A 20,058-nucleotide genomic window follows, 5' to 3' on the forward strand; every position below is an offset into this window, starting at 1 on the left:
ATTCTCTATTTAGTAATAATATGTTCTGGTTTAACAGTTAATTCCATTCCAGAGCCAACATTTACTTTGATATGCTCTTTTTCAATATTAATGATTTGTACTCTTAACGGTTTATTGCCTAATATTACTTTAACATAGTCACCCACTTTTAAAGTTTTAGCTTTTTTCACAGGGGGACGTGGATTTTTACGTTTTTCTTTTTGTGTCCGTTCTTTTAAACGCTCTTTTGCTTTCTGCTTACTTTCTTTTAGCTGTTGTTGGGCATATTCCATTTGTTCTTTGCTTATAATCTCATCTGGATTTCCATCTAAATCAATACGATGAGCACCTTCTTTAATGCTGTATAAATAACGCCAACTCATTGTATAAGCGCGTAAAGCAACGCGAAGTTTTGTTTTACTTAGTGCTTCACTATCCAATCGTGAAAGGATATCTTGAAAAATTCCAATTTTTAGAGGTTTCGCTTCACCTTCGAGAGTAAAACAATTTGGAAATTGTTGAGTTAAATATGCAATAATATCTTTACTATTTGTTAATTGAAACTGACTTTCCATTGTTTATTCCATAGCAACTAAATTGATTTTTTACTAGCGTTAGAGTATATCGCAGCTTGGGCAATAACACTAACTATCTTTTTTATGTTTATTGATAAAACTTATAAAATCTTTAATACCATTTCGCATCAACCATGATATAACAATTGACTTTTCATCAACAGATAACTGTTCAAATGCTGTCATCCATATTTGCAATGGGTCAATTGGCGGAACAACATAAGTTGCACTTTCTTCCTCAAGATACAATGCTCTTTTGACACTAAGAGGTAAGCTATTTATATGATATTCTAAAGCCTTTCCTCGAACACCTGTTCTTTTGCGTGCAGTCCAATTTTCAGATCTTGCTTTACGATTAACACCTTGTATCGTTGATGGCATCCCGGCAATACTTAATAGCTCTTTTGATGAGAACCATTCTTTCATTTTTATTATCCCATTTCAACACAATAAGAAAAAAATACAGAAATTAAAGAAACTTTGATACAATAAATAAGAAACAAGAAATCATAAATAACTATAGTTAGATTATAAACTTACTTGTTTTAGTAACATCAAAGCATAACATAGATATACAAGGTTATAAACAAAGAGGAAATAAAAAATGAAAATAAATTCTAGTGATTGGCATCCTGCAGACATTATTGCCGCACTAAAAAAGAAGGGGACAACTCTTGCTAATCTATCTCGACAATCAGGTCTAAGTTCATCAACGCTTAGTAATGCTTTAGCTCGACCTTGGACAAAAGGAGAGTTCATTATTGCCCAAGCGCTAGATTTAGAGCCTAATGAAATTTGGCCAAGCCGTTATATTGATTCAATCACCAACGAACCGATAAAACGCGTATTACGACTTACAACCACCACAAAGAAGAAGAAAAAACGAAAATCAACGAGTAAACGAAAAAAAATTAATAAAGAATGATGAAACTATGGAAACATATAGAAATAAAATATTTTCTATATTCATTATAGATTAAATTTTAGTTGATCTTGAACGTTACCAAACATATGGTATCATTCACATACATGGAGAAAAAACATTAATTATCAGGCTACAATATAATGAAAAATGTTAAGAAGTTCTTTATCGCTTTATTCTTAATAATAATATTATCGAGTTGTTCACAAAATAATTTTATAGAACAAGGTACACCACTAAGTAAAGACAAAGTTAGTAGTATAGTTGAAGGTTCAACAACTGAGTCACAAATAATATCATTATTTGGTGAACCAGTAAGTAAGAAAGTGATTAATTCTGATGAAGTACAATGGACATACAAATATATTAGAAAGATTTCAACCAGCCATTTAATTATTGGCGAAACCCAATCTAATACTATTAGCGGAACACTGGAAGTTATCATTTCGAAAGGTGTTGTAACTTGGTATAATTATAATGAAAATCATGAACAAAAAAGATGGTAGTTAAACTTACTTTATCTAATACCGATAGCACATTGTTATAATGTGCTATTAGAGTGAGCAAGTTAATTAATTGATGCATCATCAAGTATGATCCTACCTTTTCCGGCAATATCTGTATAAAAAAGTATATACTTTATCCACCTGCCTATTCAAAAACCGACATTACTGGACAAAATCATACATTAAGTTATACTCATTGATGAAATTAACCAGACAATCGCTGCTTTGTTGTAGTCCTTTGTAAAAAGGAGACAAACAGAGGGGAGGAAAGTCCGGGCTCCATAGGGCAGAGTGCCAGGTAACGCCTGGGGGATGTTGGCGTGAGCAAACATTCACGACTAGTGCAACAGAAAGTATACCGCCGATGACTTATTTATAAGTACAGGTAAGGGTGAAAGGGTGCGGTAAGAGCGCACCGCGCAACTGGTAACAGTTGTGGCACGGTAAACTCCACTCGGAGCAAGGTCAAATAGGGATTCATTGGCGCGGCCCGCGTTGAATCCGGGTAGACTGCTTGAGCTAATGCGTGAGTATTAGCCTAGAGGAATGATTGTCCACGACAGAACCCGGCTTATCGGTTAATTTCGCCCTCTTCTTTATAAATTTATCTTTAATATTAAAATTGCTTCTTCTTTGCAGACCAACGTTTAAATGCTAGCCATAAAGAGAAAATTAATCCTAATACCAATAGAAAAACTGGAATCAACATAAGAAGAGACATTATTTGTTTTTCATATTTATTAAAGAATGGAGATAAACCAAATAAATAACCTAATGTTACAATTAAGAAAATCCATAATGTCGCACTGATCCAGTTATAAATATGAAATTTTCGACTATGCAGTCCTGATAATCCCGCCATCATTGGTAATAATGTACGTACAAAAGCAATAAATCGCCCAATAAATAGAGCTTGCAATCCATATTTATGAAATAACATTTCTGATTTTTTATGATATTTTTCAGGAATATGCTCCATCCAGCCCTGTACTAGCTTAGTGTTGCCCAACCAAAGACCTTGTATATAACCTAACCAAGTACCTAAAGCAGCTCCTGCAATTAAAATAACATTTATTAAACCAAAATGAAAAACATCAAGACTAATCAATACACCAGTTAAGAATAATAAACTATCGCCCGGTAAAAATGCTGCGGGTAATACACCATTTTCTAATAAGATGACAACAAATAACATACCATAAAGCGTCCAAAGCACATTAGGATTTGATAAAGTTGCAATATCCATATTAATAAAAGCATGATAAAGATTGATGATTGTTTCCATCTATTTAATTTCCCATTTTATTTATAGTTTTTAATTATTAATCGTTCCACCAACGGTTAAATTATTCACTTTTAAAGTGGGCTGTCCTACACCTACCGGAACACTTTGTCCTGCTTTACCACAAATACCAACACCTGAATCTAATGTGAGATCATTCCCTACCATCGATATTTGTTGCATGGTTTCAATGCCGGAACCAATTAATGTTGCGCCCTTAACTGGCGTAGTTATTTTTCCTTTTTCAATTAAATAGGCTTCTGATGTTGAAAATACAAACTTACCAGAAGTGATATCAACCTGACCTCCCGAAAAATTAGGTGCATAAAGGCCATAGTCAACGCTATTGATAATATCGTCGAAAGTTGATTCCCCTGCTAACATATAAGTGTTAGTCATTCTTGGCATAGGTAAGCATGCATATCCTTCACGACGACCATTGCCGGTTGAATGTGTGTTCATCAATTTAGCATTAGTCTTATCAAACATATAACCTTTTAAAATACCATTTTCGATAAGAACGGTTTTTTGACTTACGGTACCTTCGTCATCAATTGATAATGACCCCCTGCGATTTTCAATTGTTCCATCATCTACAATGGTACAGAGTTCTGACGTGACTTTTTCACCAATTTTTCCTGAGAATACCGAGCTGTTTTTGCGATTAAAATCACCTTCTAAACCATGCCCTACCGCTTCATGAAGTAGTACTCCTGGCCAACCCGCACCTAAAATTACAGGCATTGTACCTGCTGGGGCAGCTTTAGCTGACAATGAAACTAATGCTAATCTCACTGCTTCTCGAGTATAACTATCAGCAAAGCTTTCAGACGTTTTAGGATTAATATTTAAAAAATACTCATAACCAAAACGACCCCCACCGCCACTACCACCACGCTCACGTTTCCCGTCTTTTTCGACAATGACCGATACAGATAAACGTACTAATGGACGGACATCGGCGCATAGTGTACCATCAGTACCTGCAATCAAAATATCTTCATAACTACCAGTTAAACTGGCTGATACTTCAATTACATTTTTGTCAATTGACCTTGCTAACTGATCAATGTGTCGTAACAATGCAATCTTTTGCTCTTGAGAAAAAGAGTTAATTGGATTGATTGATGCATATATTGGTACCGTTTTAGCCGTTTTAAAAGGTGTGACAACAATTGGCGTTTGCTGTTTAGTGATTGAATTGGCTGCTAATACACTCTGCTCTAAACGATTTAAAGAGAACTGATCAGTATAAGCAAAACCGGTTTTTTCGCCAACAACTGCACGAACGCCAACACCTTGATCACGATGGAACGAAGCATTTTTAATAATGCTATCTTCCAGTACCCAGCTTTCATAATAACCAGATAAAAAGTATAAATCACCAAAATCAATTTGTCTTGAACTTAACATATCAAGCAAATGTGAAATATCACGTTGGCTTAAGTTATTAGGGTTGAGTAGCCGTTCACTCACTTGAGTTACTATCATAAATTCCTTAAATGTTAATTTATAATGCTATATTTTTGATATAAATCCATTATTATGTTATTTTTATACTGAAACGTATGTTTAACCTGAAACTTTTTTACACGTTATTGCTTTACATTAATACCACATCATATTGTTCTTGAATATAAAGTGGTTCAATTTTCACTTCAACTCTTTTACCAACAAAGACTTCAACTTCAGCAAGTGCATGTGATTCATCAATCGTTAAAGCATTCGCAACAGCAGATGACGCATAGACTAAAAAATATTCAGAACGATGAGCTTTATACACTCTAACAATTTCACGTAAAATTTCATTGCAAACAGTTTCAACTGATTTAACTATTCCTCGCCCCTTACAAGCTGGACATTCTTCACATAAAATATGCCCAATACTTTCACGAGTTCGTTTACGTGTCATTTCTACTAATCCCAATGTAGAAAATGAATTAATTGTCGTTCTGGCTCGATCTTTCGATAAAAAATCCTGCAATGATTGTAATACACGTTCTCGATGCAAATTTTCTTGCATATCGATAAAATCAATAATAATAATACCACCTAAATTGCGTAATCTTAATTGACGCGCAATAGCAATGGTTGCCTCTATATTAGTGTTAAAGATTGTCTCTTCTAAATTTCGATGACCAACAAATGCACCAGTATTAATATCAATTGTTGTCATGGCTTCGGTTTGGTCAATAATTAAATAACCACCCGATTTCAGTTTAACTTTGCGGTCTAATGCTCGTTGAATCTCATTTTCAGTATCATATAGATCAAATATTGGGATATTACCACGATAATGAAAGAGTTTATTAGTGACTTCAGGCATAAACTCTTGAGTAAAATCGACGAGAAGATCGTAAGTCAATTTAGAATCAACTAAAATACGTTCGATTGGATCACCAACAAAGTCTCTTAACACTCGCTGTGATAAAGCTAACTCACCATAAACTAGATTTTTACTGGTAGGACGAGCCATTCGTTCTTGAATTTTAGCCCATAGCCGTTTTAAAAAATTTGCATCTTGCTCAAGCTCATGAGCATTTGCACCCTCGGCAGCAGTTCTAACAATAAAACCACCGTCTGGGGTTACATATTGTTCAACAATATGTTTTAGCCTTTGACGCTCTTCTTCACTTTCTATGCGTTGAGAAGTAGCTACATGTGCAGAATTTTGACCTGGCATCAACACTAAATAACGTGATGGTAAAGTAATATCAGTTGTGAGTCGAGCGCCCTTAGTTCCTAAGGGATCTTTAACAACTTGTACCATTAAATCTTGTCCTTGACGGACTAGTTCAGAAATATCTTTTACTTGGAATTGCTCTTGTTCTGAATCTGACACACATTCAGTATGTGGCATGATATCTGATGCATGTAAAAATGCAGCCTTTTCAAGTCCAATATCGACAAATGCGGCCTGCATACCAGGTAAAATACGAATAATTTTTCCTTTATAAATATTACCGACAATACCTCGACGTGATTCACGATCAACGTGAATTTCTTGCAATACACCATCTTCAATATAAGCAACTCGTGTTTCAGACGGAGTTACGTTCATTAATAATTCAACAGACATACAGAAATATTCCCCTAATTAATTGCAAAGTTTTGTTTTATGCTTTGCAATAGCAGATATATCCATATCCATAAAAAGCCATCAACACAACTTGATAATAGTATATAAGGTGACATAGTAATTGTATGATAAATACTTACCTGAAATATAAAGATTAAAGCATTATAACATACCGAAATACCAAATAAGATAAAAGCCTGTTGCCATAAAGCTAAATTACTCAATAATTGGTATTTGAATACAAGTAAATAGGCAATTAAAGAATAGATGAAAGCATGTACACCTAATATTGTTCCCGAACATAAATCTATTATTAAACCGAAAACAAATGCAGTACCTATGCCAATCTGATAAGGAAGAGTAATTAACCAATAAGCGATAATTAATAAAAACAAATGTGGTTTAAATATATCATATGAAGGTGACCAAGGTATAATTTGAAAAAATAAGCCTATTAACAAAGTTAACCAAATAATTAATATGCTATTACGAGCCCTCATGTTTTACTCCTTGATCTCCCCATAGTAATAATAGATAGCGTAAACGTTTTAGATCGGCTGTCGGCGTTGCTGAAATAACCGGAGTTGAATCGCTAATATCAAGTTTGACAGAACTTACTACTGCAACAGGATAACCCTCAGGAAAACGACCATCTAGTCCAGAAGTTACTAATATGTCACCGACTTTGATATCAACATTATTTGGTAAAAAATCGAGCGTTAAATCATTACTGCATCCATTACCTACTGCCACCATAGAAATATCATTTCTTAATATTTGTACAGGTATTGCATGTTGATAATCACAAACTAAAATTGCCCGACTGGTTTTTTGAGCTGTTTCATAAATTTGTCCAACGATACCTTTATCATCAACGACAGGTTGACCAATATAAACACCGTCATTTTTACCTTTATTAATAACTACCTGATAAACATAAGGATCTGTATCAGCTAATATAACTTGAGCTGCCATTTTATGTTCATCATGTCTTAAAGGCGATCCTAGCAATTCTCTTAATCGATCGTTTTCATGTCTAAGATGCTCAAGCAATAACAGGTCTGTCTTTTTTTCAAGCAGTATATTATTTAAATTTGCATTTTCTTTTTCTAACGCTTCACGTGTCTTTGACATCTCATAAAGTGTGTCATAAGTCGCTTTTGGTGCATTTGAAATGTAATACAATGGCGAAATCATTGTATCTAAATAGTAACGAACCTCTTTAAACGGACGATAATTTAAATCTAATATTATCAATATAATAGATAATAGCAAAGATATAAATAACTGCACACTAAGAGGAGAACGTTTAGAAAAAAGTAATTTCATTATCCAGTACTTACCTGTTATATGCTTAAAATCTAATTAATTCAAGATATGACTCCGCCGACTATGTCGGCGGAAAAAGTGAAATGTTTATTAATTATCGATTTCATAAAAATTAAATTAATCAATAACTAGACAATAATTACTCTTCACTAAAGAGATCTCCTCCCTCCATATCAACCATATCAAGAGCTTTGCCACCACCTCGTGCTACACATGTAAGAGGATCTTCAGCAACAACCACATGAATACCGGTTTCAGCCGCTAGTAATTTATCAATATTACGTAATAGAGCACCACCGCCAGTTAACACCATACCATGTTCTGAAATATCGGAGGCCAGTTCAGGAGGACACTGTTCTAATGCAACTTTAACGGCACTTACGATACCACTTAGCGGTTCTTGAAGCGCTTCTAGAATTTCATTGGAATTTAAAGTAAAGCTACGAGGCACACCTTCGGCAAGATTTCGACCACGCACTTCAATCTCAAGAACTTCATCCCCTGGATACGCGCTTCCAATAACATGTTTAATTCGCTCAGCGGTTGCTTCACCAATTAACGCACCATAATTACGACGAACATAATTGATAATTGCCTCATCAAAACGGTCACCACCAATTCTTGCCGATGCAGAATAGACAACACCATTTAACGAAATAACAGCAACTTCAGTGGTACCACCGCCAATATCAACCACCATTGAACCAGTTGGCGATGAAACGGGTAAATCAGCACCAATAGCTGCTGCCATCGGCTCTTCAATTAAGTAAACTTCACGGGCACCTGCTCCTAATGCAGACTCACGGATAGCACGACGCTCAACTTGTGTTGCACCAACTGGCACACAAACTAAAACGCGAGGACTTGGTCTTAAAAAGCTATGACTATGCACTTGACGAATAAAATACTGTAACATCTTTTCAGTCACGGAAAAGTCAGCGATTACACCATCTTTCATTGGTCTAATCGCAGCAATATTGCCTGGAGTACGTCCTAACATCTGTTTCGCAGCCTGCCCAACAGCAGCGACACTTTTAGGTGTGCCTGTGCGATCTTGACGAATAGCGACAACTGAAGGTTCGTTTAGTACAATACCTTGACCTTTTACATAAATAAGGGTGTTAGCTGTACCTAAATCAATCGATAGATCATTTGAAAACAAGCCACGAACTTTTTTGAACATAATAAAAACTCTTCCTAGAAATAATCTTGTTTAAGTGTTAGTGAGTACTTGAAGCAAACTATAGGATAAAATACTTAATTTTAATTTTATATCGTATAAAATAGTATTCTAGTTATTTTTTAAAACCTGTTTGCTTCAATAACAATTAGGTTTATATATTGTATCGCAATTCTAAAATAATACCTAGAAAATAGTATAATAACAGTTTGTAAAGGAGAGATATATAATGACAAAATCTATTTTACAGTGTATGCTTCCGCGTTAATGTTGAGTTACTGCCTTATTATCACTTTAAAAGATTACTTTTTAGATATTAAGGATGCATTAAATTAATTGTTACTTATATCAAATAAACACGGTGTAATTCATGGATATACGCAAAATTAAAAAATTAATTGAATTAGTTGAAGAGTCAGGTATTTCAGAAATTGAAATCTCTGAAGGTGAAGAATCGGTTCGAATTAGTCGATCAATACCTACAACAAACTATTCAGCGCCAATACAAAACATTCAAATCCCTCAAGCAGCACCAGTTGTTGTTGCTCCTAACTCAGTTAGTGAAAGTGTGGCTGAAGCGGATCCTATTGCTCCAGCTCCAACAGGTACAACTATAAAATCACCAATGGTTGGAACGTTTTATCGCACGCCAAGCCCAGAGTCGAAAGCTTTTGTAGAAGTTGGTCAAACTGTCAATGTCGGTGATGTACTTTGTATCGTTGAAGCGATGAAAATGATGAACCAAATTGAATCTGAAAAAGCGGGTACAATTAAAGCTATTTTAGTTGAGAATGGTCAACCTGTTGAATTTGATCAGCCACTATTCATCATTGAGTAATATTAACTTATTTATAAGATTAAGAGATCGAATATGCTTGATAAAATTCTTATTGCTAACCGTGGAGAAATTGCTCTACGTATCCTACGAGCATGTAAAGAACTTGGAATTAAAACTGTCGCTGTTCATTCTTCGGCAGATAAAGATTTAAAACATGTATTACTTGCAGACGAAACTGTCTGTATTGGTCCAGCAGCTTCCGCTAAAAGCTACCTCAATATCCCCGCATTAATTTCTGCCGCCGAAGTTACTGGTGCAGCAGCAATTCATCCTGGATATGGTTTTTTATCAGAAAACGCTGACTTCGCCGAGCAAGTGGAACGTTCTGGATTTGTTTTTATTGGACCAAAACCTGAGACTATACGGTTAATGGGTGATAAAGTGTCAGCAATTCATGCCATGAAAAAAGCTGGCGTACCTTGTGTACCGGGTTCTGATGGTCCTTTAAGTAATGATATTGAAAATAATAAGCAGATCGCTAAACAAATAGGCTATCCGGTTATTATCAAAGCGTCCGGTGGTGGCGGTGGTCGTGGTATGCGTATTGTTCGGGAAGAAAAAGATCTTGAACAAGCAATTAAAATGACCAAATTAGAAGCAAAAACCGCTTTCAATAATGATATGGTTTATATGGAAAAATTCCTTGAAAATCCTCGTCATATTGAGATCCAAGTGCTTTCTGATGGTCAAGGTCATGCTATTTATTTAGGTGAACGTGATTGTTCAATGCAAAGACGTCACCAAAAAGTTGTTGAAGAAGCACCAGCGGTTGGCATTACCTCTAAAATGCGCAAATTCATTGGTGAACGCTGTGTTAATGCATGCATTGAAATTGGTTATCGTGGTGCAGGAACATTTGAATTCTTATTTGAAAATGGTGAATTTTATTTCATTGAAATGAATACGCGTATTCAGGTTGAACATCCAGTTACTGAAATGATAACAGGTGTGGATTTGATTAGAGAACAGATCTTAATTGCCGCAGGCAAACCTCTATCAATCAAACAAAGTGATATTGAAATCAAAGGTCATGCTATTGAATGCCGTATAAATGCCGAAGATCCTAAAACATTTATGCCTTCGCCTGGGAAAATTACTCGCTTTCATGCACCAGGTGGTTTTGGTATTCGTTGGGAATCACATATCTATGCAGGTTACACAGTACCACCTTACTATGATTCAATGATTGGTAAGCTAATTGCTTATGGTGAAACTCGTGATGTTGCTATTGCACGAATGAAAAACGCATTAGCTGAACTAGTGATTGATGGTATTAAAACAAATATTGATCTTCACATTGAAATTATGAATGATAAAGGTTTCCAAAAAGGTGGAACAAACATTCATTATTTAGAGAAAAAATTAGGCATTTATGAGTAACAAAAATAATCCCTATTATTTAGGGATTATTGCTTTTAATAAAGATGGATAGATACAAATGAAAAACTGGAAAAGAAGTGCTGAAGAAATTCTAACTATGGGGCCTGTTGTTCCTGTTATCGTTATTGAACGACTAGAAGATGCAGTACCATTAGCAAAAGCTTTAATTGCTGGTGGTGTAAAAGTTCTTGAAGTTACCCTACGAACAGAATGTGCGCTTGAAGCAATTAAAAAAATCATTAAAGAAGTTCCAGAAGCTGTAGTTGGTGCGGGTACAGTAACAAGTGTTGAGCAACTTAAACAAGTAACCGAAGCGGGAGTTGAATTTATTATTACTCCTGGCATAACTGACGCTATTTTAAAAGCAGCAGTTGAAGGACCTGTTCCAGTCATTCCCGGTATTGCGACTATTTCTGAATTATTAACAGCCCAAGAATATGGCTTAACTGCATTAAAATTCTTCCCAGCAGAAATCAATGGCGGCGTAGCTGCATTAAAAGCTTTTGCTGGTCCTTGTGGATATATGAAGTTTTGCCCTACTGGTGGTGTAAACCCTAAAAATTATCGAGACTATTTAGCGCTCAATAATGTACTTTGTGTTGGTGGAACTTGGTTTATTCCAACTGATGCTATTGCTAATGGTGATTTTGCTAAAATTACTCAACTGGCAAAAGAAGCAGTTGCTGGTGCCAAGTAATTATTTTCCGCCGATTTTATTCGGCGGTTGTTTTTCTAGTTAATTTAACTTCTTAGCCCTCGTCCACTTTCAATGAGTCGCCATGCAATTATATAGAGCACGGTAACAAACAAAATTAACATTAAAAATGTGATCCATAGTGATACGTCGGTCACACCTAAAAAACCATAGCGAAAACCATTAATCATATAAACGATTGGATTTAGTTTTGATACCCATTGCCAAAAAGTGGGTAACATGGTTATTGAGTAAAATACCCCGCCAAGATAAGTTAATGGCGTTAATACAAATGTTGGAATAATACTAATATCGTCAAAAGTCTTAGCAAATACGGCATTTAGTAAACCTGCTAATGAAAACAAAATTGAAGTTAATAATAAAGTGCAAATAACAAAGAGCCAAGAATGCACTTCAAGACGAACAAAAAATAACGATACTATCGTCACTAAAATTCCAGTTAAAATTCCACGTATCACACCACCACCAACATATCCCCAAATCAAAATATGCGTTGGTACTGGTGCAACCAATAATTCCTCAATATTACGTTGAAATTTAGCGCTAAAAAATGAAGAACAGACATTGGTATAAGAATTTGTAATTACAGACATCATGATTAAACCAGGAACAATAAATGACATATAACTAAAGCCACCCATATTCCCCACACGAGAACCAATTAAATTACCAAATATAATAAAATAAAGTGACATAGTGATAACTGGCGGTATCAATGTTTGCAACCAAATTCTTAAAAATCTCGTCACCTCTTTACGCCAAATACTTTTTAAGGCAATCCAATATAAATTACACATTATCAGCTCCTTTTGGATTATTATTGCGTAACAAATCAACAAATAACTCTTCTAATCGATTAGTCTTATTACGCACGCTAATCACTTTGACGTTTTGATGATTAAGTTGCTCAAACAACTGATTTAATCCACGTTGTTTATCAACTTTAACTTCTAACATGCCCGTATCAACATTTACATAACTATAATCTGTTAAAACAATGGGTTCATTTGTTGGTACATAATCAATAATAATAGTTTCAGATTGGCTATTAGCTAATAATTCACGCATAGAAGAGTTCGCTATTAATTGACCATGTTGAATTATACCAATATTGCGACATAGCATTTCCGCCTCTTCTAAATAATGGGTAGTTAATATAATGGTAATGCCTTGACGATTGATTTCACGTAAAAAATCCCACATTGAGCGCCGCAACTCAATATCAACCCCCGCGGTTGGTTCATCAAGAATCAGTAATTTAGGCTCATGAACTAGTGCTCTTGCAATCATTAAACGTCTTTTCATACCACCAGATAACATGTTTGCTCGGCTATGACGTTTATCCCATAAATCTAAAATTCTTAGATATTTTTCTGCACGTGCTAATGCTAATTTACGCGGCAATCCATAGTAGCCTCCTTGATTAGTGACAATCTGAATCACTTCTTCAAATTGGTTAAAATTAAATTCTTGTGGTACTAAGCCTAATTGCCTTTTGGCATTGACAATATCAGTATCTAAATCATAACCAAAAATTCGCACTTCACCTGAAGTTTTGGTTACTAGTGAGCTAATTATGCCAATAGTTGTTGATTTTCCGGCACCATTTGGACCAAGCAATGCATAAAAATCACCTGCTTGAACCGTTAAATCAATACCTTTTAATGCTTCTACACCATTTTTATAAATTTTTTTAAGCGCGACCAATTCAAGCGCAGGAATAGATGACATGGTAAAATCCTAATTGAATAAGTTATGATTGAAATTATGTAAACTCAATTATTAATGAGCAGCAATATTGACAACATAATCAACGGTTGTAAAGGTCTTTTTAGTTTTCTTTATATTGAATATAAATGAGTTATAATTTTCAACTTTTAGCATACATTAATTTTAGCGAACCATTGACCATATATATGTGGTCTTAATTTCTAATTAATATAGATAAATAATCACCTAAGGAATAAGTACTATGTTCAAAATTGGTTTAGTTTCTGTGTCTGATAGAGCGGCAAAAGGGATCTATGACGATGAGGGTATTCCATCATTAATATCTTGGTTACAATCAGCATTGAAAACTCCGTTTATTACCGAAACCCGAATAATTCCAGATGAACAAACTATTATTGAACAAACATTATGTGAATTCGTTGATAAACTTCATTGTGATTTGATTTTAACCACTGGCGGTACAGGACCTGCCATTAGAGATGTCACCCCGGATGCAACTTTAGCAATAGCCGATCGAGTTATGCCAGGATTTGGTGAGCAGATGCGTCAAATTAGTTTGCATTTTGTACCTACTGCCATTCTTTCCAGACAAGTCGGCGTTATTCGCAAAAAATGTTTAATTTTGAACTTACCGGGTAGACCAAAATCGATAAAAGAGACGCTAGAAGGTGTAAAAGATAGTGATGGCAAAATAGTTGTTAATGGAATTTTTACCAGTGTTCCTTATTGCTTAGAGTTATTAGAAGGACCTTACATTGAAACGCATGAGCACATAGTAAAATCTTTTCGCCCGAAAAGCAGTAACAAATCGAATATTTGATTTTATGCAAATCTTATGCATAATTATGTTTAAAGAATTTAAAGTCTAAAACTTGGTAGTTTGATACTCAATTTATTTCAAAAAAATGTTTATAAAACTCACTAATTAACTTAGATTTTTTACCGATATATTAAGCAACATAAAATTATTGCTGCTTTCACCCAAAACAGCAATCAATTAATCCTAAAGGAAAAATATGAAACAAGAAGATCTTACTAAAGCTTTTAAAGAAATGCTTCTACAAGAAAAGTTTAGTTCTCAAATAAGCATTGTGCAAGCTTTACAAGAGCAAGGATTTGATAACATTAATCAATCCAAAGTTTCACGGATGTTAACCAAATTTGGCGCGGTTAGAACGCGCAACGCAAAATCAGAAATGGTCTATTGCTTGCCGGCTGAAATGAGTGTGCCAACGGCCAGTAGTCCATTAAAAAATTTGGTTGTTGATATTGATTATAATAGCTCAATGGTAGTCATTCGTACCAGTCCAGGAGCTGCTCAACTTATCGCTCGCTTACTTGATTCAATTGGTAAATCAGAAGGCATTTTAGGTTCAATTGCAGGCGATGATACAATTTTTAGTACACCGACCAAATCTTGTACGGTCAAAAGTTTATATCAAACTATTATTCAACTATTTGAACAAGAATTATAACTATTGATATAGCAATTTAATATTTAATAAATAATTTTCCTATTTAACCTATTGACACATTTAGTAAAATCGTTAATTCTATATGGCACTTAAATTGTAACTTACGTTACGAGAACGAAGAGGCGCATTGCTCAGGTAGATTATTTTAGATACTGGAATCGGTGATAAATGATTGAGGGGATGCAATGCCGAGGTTTGATTGAGTATCCAGAAAGCAATCAAATCGACTGCAAGGGCTGAATCCCTTGGGTTGTCACCTTAACAGGTGGAGCGCTTCGCGGTTTGTACTTTTTAAATTATAACTGTAAATTGAACATACCCTCGCTCTAACTCTGTTAAAAATAAAATTTTTAATATGAGGAATCCATGGAAACATCATTTGTAATTGCTAAATTTGGTGGTACTAGCGTTGCTGATTATTCAGCAATGGTAAACAGTGCTAATATTGTTATCAATAACCCTAGTGTAAAAGTTGTTGTATTATCTGCTTCTGCAGGTATTACGAACTTATTAGTTGCATTAGCTGAAGGCCGTGATGCGGAGGTTCGAGCTCAGCATTTAGCCAAAATTCAATCAATTCAATACAATATTTTAGAGCAACTCCCTGAAAACCCTACGTTAAGAGCCGAAATTGATCGAATCATTGCAAATATAGCCTCTTTATCGGAAGCTGCAAGTTTAGCAACATCACCAGCATTAACTGATGAGTTAGTCAGTCATGGTGAAATTATGTCTTCAAAACTATTTGTTGAGGTATTAAGAGAAAAACAAAAAAGTGCCATATGGTTTGATGTACGTAAAGTTATGCGTACTGATGATAAATTTGGTAAAGCTCAACCTAAAATTGAAGAAATCAAACAACTTTGTTGTGCACATTTAAAATCTTTAAATACTAATGCGCTAATTGTTACTCAAGGTTTTATTGGCAGTGAAAGTACAGGTAAGACAACAACATTAGGACGCGGCGGAAGTGATTATACAGCAGCGTTACTTGGTGAAGCATTAAATGCAACACAAATAGACATTTGGACTGATGTTGCAGGAATTTATACCAATGACCCACGTATTACGCCAGCGGCAAAAAGAATTGATGAAATATCTTTCGCGGAAGCTGCAGAAATGGCAACGTTTGGAGCAAAAGTTTTACATCCAGCGACGTTGGTTCCAGCAGTACGAAGTAACATTCCTGTTTTTGTTGGTTCAAGCAAAGCTCCACAAGATGGTGGCACAATTGTTTATAACACTAATAGTATCACATCAAAATTACCTGTATTTAGGGCGCTAGCATTACGACGCAAACAGACATTACTAACCTTAACCAGTTTAAATATGCTGCATGCTCAAGGTTTTCTTGCTAGGGTATTTACTATATTAGCTAAACATAATATTTCCGTTGATTTAGTTACCACATCCGAAGTCAGCATCGCTTTAACGATTGACACTACAGGCACTTGCACTAATGGTAACAGTTTATTAACAAAAGAATTATTTGACGAACTTTCAACTCTTTGTCATGTAGATGTTGAGGAAGATTTAGCTCTTATTGCCATCATTGGTAATAACCTAACGACGACAAAAGGTATAGCAAAAGAAGTATTCGGCGTATTAGATGATTTTGTTATAAGACTTTGTTGTTATGGTGCAAGTACCCACAATCTGTGCCTTTTAGCAAAAAGTAATGATGCAGAAGCAATTATCAAAATTTTACATAAATCTATTTTTGAATAACAACTCATTCAAAGGGAGAATTAATCTCCCTTCGACTTAAATCAAAGTGATTCTTTAAAAGAAGCATGTTAAAAGTTTGAAAACGCAATAAAAGACCTTAACTTTTGTTACAAATAATTATAGAATATTTATCAATTACTATATGAATACACTTTTATGCACTCAATTCATATAGTCATTCTTTAGTCTTAAGATTAAATCTTCTATCTCCATTTTATGACTGTTATTTATTAATATTTTTAAATTTTGATTTATTAATTTTAATCAATATTGTTAAAGCTATTACATTAAATATCAACATTTCTTAGATTTTTAAACTGTGTTTGTAAACTAAATTTAACCTTAATCAAACAAAGGAAATTATCATGGGTATTTTAAGTTGGGCTATTCTAGGATTAATTGCCGGTTGGATTGCAAAGTTTTTTATGCCACTTGGACGGGTAGGAGTATTTAAAACGATTTTATTAGGAATTGCTGGCGCCATCGTTGGTGGATATATAAGTACATTCTTTGGTTGGGGCACTGTGACAGGATTCAATTTCCCTAGCTTGTTTATTTCAGTCTTAGGTGCAATATTGCTTATTTATATCTACCGCCTAATGAAATAATACTTTGTTTTACACAAAATTGGCGGGGGATTATCCGCCAATTATTTATTAAAAAGTAAATTAAGATTATTATCGACTAGATACTTTCAACCATTTATTTCTGTAAACATTAAGTTATATTTTACATTTCTTAAAATCTTTAATGAAGCGCCATATACCCCAACAAAGAGTTATAATGAAAAATGAAAGTAAAGATGAAATGAAAAATAAGAACAAACCATCTGTTATAGTAATAGGCCACTTAAATATTAAGTGAGATACAAACACAACAATATTTAAAATAATAAAAGAAGTCCAATATAGTTTTCTTTTAAAAGTATCTTTTGACCCGCCTAATTCCAAAAATCCTCTACCAATTTCTTCAATGATAGATCCTACAATATTAACAATAAATTCGCCGGGCATATGATAAAATTATAATTGCAGTACATAGAAGCATTATAATAAATAATTTCGCGATAACCATATTTTTGTTATATTATTTAACAAACTTCATTAAACTAAACCTAAAGATTGTAATGTTAAAAATATTCAATACATTAACTCGAGAAAAAGAAACCTTTAAATCAATTCATCCCAATAAAATTGGACTCTATGTTTGTGGTGTCACTATTTATGACCTTTGTCATATTGGTCATGGTCGCACCTTTGTCGCATTTGATGTTGTAACACGTTATTTGCGCTTTTTAGGTTATCAATTAACTTATGTGCGCAATATCACCGATGTGGATGACAAAATTATAAAACGCGCTCTAGAAAACGGTGAAACCTGTGAACAACTAACCGAACGTATGTTACAAGAGATGTATGCCGATTTTGATGCACTCAATATTAAGCGCCCTGATGTCGAACCTCGTGCTACACAGCAAATGCCACAGATTATTCAATTAATAGAAGAATTAATTGCAAAAGATCATGCTTATATTGCCGATAATGGTGATGTAATGTTTTCAGTTGATAGCGATCCAAATTACGGTATTTTGTCGCGTCAAAATTTGGAGCAACTTCAGGCTGGAGCGCGCGTTGATGTGGTTGATGTTAAACGTAATCCAATGGACTTTGTACTTTGGAAGATGTCAAAACCTAACGAGCCTAACTGGGATTCCCCATGGGGTAAAGGACGTCCAGGTTGGCATATTGAATGTTCTGCGATGAACAGTTTTCAATTAGGTAATCACTTTGATATTCATGGTGGGGGTTCTGATTTGATGTTTCCTCATCATGAAAATGAAATTGCTCAATCTACATGTGCCCATGATGGACAATATGTTAATTATTGGATGCATTCAGGGATGGTGATGATAGACCAAGAAAAGATGTCAAAATCACTTAATAATTTTTTCACTATTCGCGATGTATTAAAACACTATGATGCTGAAACTGTTCGTTACTTTTTACTATCGGGTCATTATCGTAGTCAGCTTAATTACAGTGAGGAAAATTTAAAACAAGCGAGAATGGCTTTAGAGCGCCTTTATACAGCACTTCGTGATACTGATGCAAATTATCCATATACGACAAAAGAGAGCGATTATTACCGTCAATTCTGTAATGCGATGAACGATGACTTCAATACTCCTGAAGCTTATTCAACCTTATTTGACTTAGCTCGAGAAATCAATAAAGCTAAAGCTGATAACGATATGTCATTTGCCAACGAATTAGCAGCTGAATTACGTTATTTAGCAGCCGTACTTGGTCTACTTGAACAAGATCCAATAAAATTCTTACAAGGTAATCAGCCAGATGACGCCGATGCAGAATTAATTGAAGCATTAATAAAACAACGTAATGAAGCTCGTGCTAACAAAAATTGGGCTCAAGCTGATGAAGCGCGTGATAAACTTAACTCAATGAATATTGTGTTGGAGGATGGAGCAAATGGTACAACTTGGCGGAAAAAAAGTTAATCCATTAAATTAACCTTACCATAATCGGTTATTATTTAAAAATACCCACTCTTTTGTGGGTATTTATTTTCATACTTAAAAATTATAACTTTTTATCAATCGACGTTAGAATACCACGTAAAATATTCAGTTCTTGTTGTTCAATACGTGCCCGAGTAAATAATCTTCGCAAACGCCCCATAATTTGACCTGGATGATTGGCATTGATAAATTCTGTTTGCAATAAAGTTTGCTCTAAATGCTGATAAAAACGCTCAACATCGATATCTTTAGGGTATTCGGATGTATGTGTATTTAAATTTGCTTGCTCTGATTGATTATCTTGCAAGTTTAGCATTGACATGCGAATTTCATAACATAATACCTGTACTGACATAGCTAGATTCAAAGAACTGTACTGAGGATTAGCTGGAATACCAACATGAAAATGGCATTTTTGCAATTCATCATTGGTTAACCCCACTCGTTCACGACCAAAAACTAACGCAACTTGGGCATTAACAGCCTCACCAATGATTTTATCACCGCACTCTTTTGGTGTTAAATTAGGCCATTGTAAAGTGCGAGGACGAGCACTAGTGCCTATCACAAGTGAACAATCAGCGATTGCCTCTTCTAAAGATGAAAAAATTATTGCATTTTTAATAATATCACTAGCACCTGCCGCTAATGAAATTGATTGTGAATCAGGCTTTATCACTGGATTGACTAAGCAAAGATTGGATAAACCCATGGTTTTCATTGCTCTGGCGGCAGACCCCATATTACCCGTGTGGGATGTTTCAACCAAAACAATCTTAACATTATCTAAATAGCTCACA

21 protein-coding genes, 1 other RNA gene and 1 riboswitch are annotated in these 20,058 nt (G+C 34.7%); of the genes, 11 read left to right on the forward strand and 11 right to left on the reverse strand.

Annotation, left to right across the window (positions count from 1 at the left end; all coding sequences use genetic code 11):
• Positions 1–5: 5 nt before the first annotated feature.
• A complete protein-coding gene (gene proQ / locus H3S88_RS04320) occupies positions 6–554 on the reverse strand; it encodes an RNA chaperone ProQ (protein WP_198227046.1) in 549 nt (182 codons plus the stop codon).
• Positions 555–623: 69 nt separating this feature from the next.
• On the reverse strand, positions 624–980 hold the full coding sequence (locus tag H3S88_RS04325; RefSeq protein WP_198227044.1) for a DNA-binding protein: 357 nt from the start codon (positions 978–980) through the stop codon (positions 624–626).
• Positions 981–1,158: 178 nt separating this feature from the next.
• Here H3S88_RS04325 and H3S88_RS04330 point away from each other — a divergent pair, with 178 nt between their 5' ends.
• The 3 genes from H3S88_RS04330 to rnpB all read left to right on the forward strand — a co-directional run bounded on the left by H3S88_RS04330 (position 1,159) and on the right by rnpB (position 2,572).
• The gene (locus H3S88_RS04330) at positions 1,159–1,479 is read left to right on the forward strand and encodes a helix-turn-helix transcriptional regulator (RefSeq protein ID WP_198227042.1); all 321 of its coding nucleotides are present in this window, start codon (positions 1,159–1,161) and stop codon (positions 1,477–1,479) included.
• 140 nt (positions 1,480–1,619) lie between these two features.
• On the forward strand, positions 1,620–1,982 hold the full coding sequence (locus H3S88_RS04335; RefSeq protein ID WP_198227039.1) for an outer membrane protein assembly factor BamE: 363 nt from the start codon (positions 1,620–1,622) through the stop codon (positions 1,980–1,982).
• A 201-nt stretch (positions 1,983–2,183) separates the two neighbouring features.
• Positions 2,184–2,572, forward strand: an RNA gene (rnpB, locus tag H3S88_RS04340) — RNase P RNA component class A.
• 26 nt (positions 2,573–2,598) lie between these two features.
• On the opposite strand, the gene H3S88_RS04345 is transcribed toward rnpB, so the two are convergent.
• The 6 genes from H3S88_RS04345 to H3S88_RS04370 all read right to left on the reverse strand — a co-directional run bounded on the left by H3S88_RS04345 (position 2,599) and on the right by H3S88_RS04370 (position 8,855).
• A complete protein-coding gene (locus H3S88_RS04345; protein ID WP_198227037.1) occupies positions 2,599–3,267 on the reverse strand; it encodes a DedA family protein in 669 nt (222 codons plus the stop codon).
• Positions 3,268–3,297: 30 nt separating this feature from the next.
• Entirely contained in the window at positions 3,298–4,755 is a 1,458-nt protein-coding gene (gene tldD / locus H3S88_RS04350) for a metalloprotease TldD (RefSeq protein ID WP_198227035.1), read from the reverse strand.
• Between the two features lie 112 nt (positions 4,756–4,867).
• Positions 4,868–6,343, reverse strand: coding sequence for a ribonuclease G (rng, locus tag H3S88_RS04355; protein ID WP_198227033.1), 1,476 nt, complete (start codon positions 6,341–6,343; stop codon positions 4,868–4,870).
• A 14-nt stretch (positions 6,344–6,357) separates the two neighbouring features.
• Positions 6,358–6,843 carry a rod shape-determining protein MreD gene (gene mreD / locus H3S88_RS04360; RefSeq protein ID WP_198227031.1) on the reverse strand — a complete coding sequence of 162 codons (486 nt, stop codon included), beginning with the start codon at positions 6,841–6,843 and terminating at the stop codon, positions 6,358–6,360.
• Positions 6,830–7,672, reverse strand: coding sequence for a rod shape-determining protein MreC (mreC, locus tag H3S88_RS04365; protein ID WP_065738691.1), 843 nt, complete (start codon positions 7,670–7,672; stop codon positions 6,830–6,832). Before mreC ends, mreD begins: the two co-directional genes overlap by 14 nt.
• Before the next feature lie 139 nt (positions 7,673–7,811).
• The gene (locus tag H3S88_RS04370; RefSeq protein ID WP_198227029.1) at positions 7,812–8,855 is read right to left on the reverse strand and encodes a rod shape-determining protein; all 1,044 of its coding nucleotides are present in this window, start codon (positions 8,853–8,855) and stop codon (positions 7,812–7,814) included.
• Positions 8,856–9,222: 367 nt separating this feature from the next.
• On the opposite strand from H3S88_RS04370, the gene accB reads away from it, so the two are divergent.
• Genes accB through H3S88_RS04385 form a run of 3 tightly spaced genes read left to right on the forward strand, consistent with a single transcriptional unit; the run spans position 9,223 to position 11,767 of the window.
• Positions 9,223–9,690, forward strand: a complete 468-nt coding sequence (gene accB, locus H3S88_RS04375; protein WP_039127285.1) for an acetyl-CoA carboxylase biotin carboxyl carrier protein — start codon at positions 9,223–9,225, stop codon at positions 9,688–9,690.
• A 33-nt stretch (positions 9,691–9,723) separates the two neighbouring features.
• The gene (accC, locus tag H3S88_RS04380; RefSeq protein ID WP_039127287.1) at positions 9,724–11,070 is read left to right on the forward strand and encodes an acetyl-CoA carboxylase biotin carboxylase subunit; all 1,347 of its coding nucleotides are present in this window, start codon (positions 9,724–9,726) and stop codon (positions 11,068–11,070) included.
• A gap of 58 nt (positions 11,071–11,128) precedes the next feature.
• The gene (locus tag H3S88_RS04385; RefSeq protein WP_144091540.1) at positions 11,129–11,767 is read left to right on the forward strand and encodes a bifunctional 4-hydroxy-2-oxoglutarate aldolase/2-dehydro-3-deoxy-phosphogluconate aldolase; all 639 of its coding nucleotides are present in this window, start codon (positions 11,129–11,131) and stop codon (positions 11,765–11,767) included.
• 44 nt (positions 11,768–11,811) lie between these two features.
• Here H3S88_RS04385 and H3S88_RS04390 read toward each other — a convergent pair whose 3' ends face one another.
• Together H3S88_RS04390 and H3S88_RS04395 are read right to left on the reverse strand one after the other, a co-directional pair.
• Complete coding sequence (locus tag H3S88_RS04390; RefSeq protein WP_198227027.1) at positions 11,812–12,582, reverse strand: ABC transporter permease; 771 nt, start codon at positions 12,580–12,582, stop codon at positions 11,812–11,814.
• Positions 12,575–13,516 (reverse strand): ABC transporter ATP-binding protein, encoded by a 942-nt coding sequence (locus H3S88_RS04395; RefSeq protein ID WP_198227025.1) that lies wholly within the window; start codon positions 13,514–13,516, stop codon positions 12,575–12,577. The genes H3S88_RS04390 and H3S88_RS04395 overlap by 8 nt, the downstream gene beginning before the upstream one ends.
• Before the next feature lie 241 nt (positions 13,517–13,757).
• Here H3S88_RS04395 and mog point away from each other — a divergent pair, with 241 nt between their 5' ends.
• From mog to cysS, 5 genes are all read left to right on the forward strand, one after another.
• Positions 13,758–14,336: a molybdopterin adenylyltransferase gene (mog, locus tag H3S88_RS04400; RefSeq protein ID WP_198227023.1), complete on the forward strand. Its 579-nt coding sequence runs from the start codon at positions 13,758–13,760 to the stop codon at positions 14,334–14,336.
• Between the two features lie 196 nt (positions 14,337–14,532).
• On the forward strand, positions 14,533–14,991 hold the full coding sequence (gene argR, locus H3S88_RS04405; RefSeq protein ID WP_039127302.1) for a transcriptional regulator ArgR: 459 nt from the start codon (positions 14,533–14,535) through the stop codon (positions 14,989–14,991).
• Positions 14,992–15,100: 109 nt separating this feature from the next.
• Positions 15,101–15,275, forward strand: a riboswitch (Lysine riboswitch).
• Between the two features lie 82 nt (positions 15,276–15,357).
• The gene (gene lysC, locus H3S88_RS04410) at positions 15,358–16,719 is read left to right on the forward strand and encodes a lysine-sensitive aspartokinase 3 (RefSeq protein ID WP_065738685.1); all 1,362 of its coding nucleotides are present in this window, start codon (positions 15,358–15,360) and stop codon (positions 16,717–16,719) included.
• Positions 16,720–17,084: 365 nt separating this feature from the next.
• Positions 17,085–17,327, forward strand: a complete 243-nt coding sequence (locus tag H3S88_RS04415; RefSeq protein ID WP_025316149.1) for a GlsB/YeaQ/YmgE family stress response membrane protein — start codon at positions 17,085–17,087, stop codon at positions 17,325–17,327.
• 518 nt (positions 17,328–17,845) lie between these two features.
• Positions 17,846–19,237, forward strand: a complete 1,392-nt coding sequence (gene cysS, locus H3S88_RS04420; RefSeq protein WP_198227021.1) for a cysteine--tRNA ligase — start codon at positions 17,846–17,848, stop codon at positions 19,235–19,237.
• 82 nt (positions 19,238–19,319) lie between these two features.
• Here cysS and trmJ read toward each other — a convergent pair whose 3' ends face one another.
• On the reverse strand, positions 19,320–20,057 hold the full coding sequence (gene trmJ, locus H3S88_RS04425; RefSeq protein ID WP_039127316.1) for a tRNA (cytosine(32)/uridine(32)-2'-O)-methyltransferase TrmJ: 738 nt from the start codon (positions 20,055–20,057) through the stop codon (positions 19,320–19,322).
• Between the last annotated feature and the right edge of the window lies 1 nt (position 20,058).

The sequence above is a fragment of the Gilliamella sp. B14448G11 genome, assembly GCF_016101765.1.
GTDB lineage: Bacteria > Pseudomonadota > Gammaproteobacteria > Enterobacterales > Orbaceae > Gilliamella > Gilliamella apicola_N.

Excerpts from the sequence above, each read along its gene's own strand:
- H3S88_RS04390 (WP_198227027.1), bottom strand. The coding sequence starts at position 12,582 with ATGTGTAATTTATATTGGATTGCCTTAAAAAGTATTTGGCGTAAAGAG.
- mog (WP_198227023.1), top strand. The coding sequence starts at position 13,758 with ATGTTCAAAATTGGTTTAGTTTCTGTGTCTGATAGAGCGGCAAAAGGG.
- mreC (WP_065738691.1), bottom strand. The coding sequence starts at position 7,672 with ATGAAATTACTTTTTTCTAAACGTTCTCCTCTTAGTGTGCAGTTATTT.
- H3S88_RS04370 (WP_198227029.1), bottom strand. The coding sequence starts at position 8,855 with ATGTTCAAAAAAGTTCGTGGCTTGTTTTCAAATGATCTATCGATTGAT.
- cysS (WP_198227021.1), top strand. The coding sequence starts at position 17,846 with ATGTTAAAAATATTCAATACATTAACTCGAGAAAAAGAAACCTTTAAA.
- H3S88_RS04325 (WP_198227044.1), bottom strand. The coding sequence starts at position 980 with ATGAAAGAATGGTTCTCATCAAAAGAGCTATTAAGTATTGCCGGGATG.
- argR (WP_039127302.1), top strand. The coding sequence starts at position 14,533 with ATGAAACAAGAAGATCTTACTAAAGCTTTTAAAGAAATGCTTCTACAA.
- H3S88_RS04415 (WP_025316149.1), top strand. The coding sequence starts at position 17,085 with ATGGGTATTTTAAGTTGGGCTATTCTAGGATTAATTGCCGGTTGGATT.
- proQ (WP_198227046.1), bottom strand. The coding sequence starts at position 554 with ATGGAAAGTCAGTTTCAATTAACAAATAGTAAAGATATTATTGCATAT.
- accB (WP_039127285.1), top strand. The coding sequence starts at position 9,223 with ATGGATATACGCAAAATTAAAAAATTAATTGAATTAGTTGAAGAGTCA.
- H3S88_RS04395 (WP_198227025.1), bottom strand. The coding sequence starts at position 13,516 with ATGTCATCTATTCCTGCGCTTGAATTGGTCGCGCTTAAAAAAATTTAT.
- H3S88_RS04330 (WP_198227042.1), top strand. The coding sequence starts at position 1,159 with ATGAAAATAAATTCTAGTGATTGGCATCCTGCAGACATTATTGCCGCA.
- H3S88_RS04385 (WP_144091540.1), top strand. The coding sequence starts at position 11,129 with ATGAAAAACTGGAAAAGAAGTGCTGAAGAAATTCTAACTATGGGGCCT.
- accC (WP_039127287.1), top strand. The coding sequence starts at position 9,724 with ATGCTTGATAAAATTCTTATTGCTAACCGTGGAGAAATTGCTCTACGT.
- H3S88_RS04345 (WP_198227037.1), bottom strand. The coding sequence starts at position 3,267 with ATGGAAACAATCATCAATCTTTATCATGCTTTTATTAATATGGATATT.
- tldD (WP_198227035.1), bottom strand. The coding sequence starts at position 4,755 with ATGATAGTAACTCAAGTGAGTGAACGGCTACTCAACCCTAATAACTTA.
- lysC (WP_065738685.1), top strand. The coding sequence starts at position 15,358 with ATGGAAACATCATTTGTAATTGCTAAATTTGGTGGTACTAGCGTTGCT.
- mreD (WP_198227031.1), bottom strand. The coding sequence starts at position 6,843 with ATGAGGGCTCGTAATAGCATATTAATTATTTGGTTAACTTTGTTAATA.
- rng (WP_198227033.1), bottom strand. The coding sequence starts at position 6,343 with ATGTCTGTTGAATTATTAATGAACGTAACTCCGTCTGAAACACGAGTT.
- H3S88_RS04335 (WP_198227039.1), top strand. The coding sequence starts at position 1,620 with ATGAAAAATGTTAAGAAGTTCTTTATCGCTTTATTCTTAATAATAATA.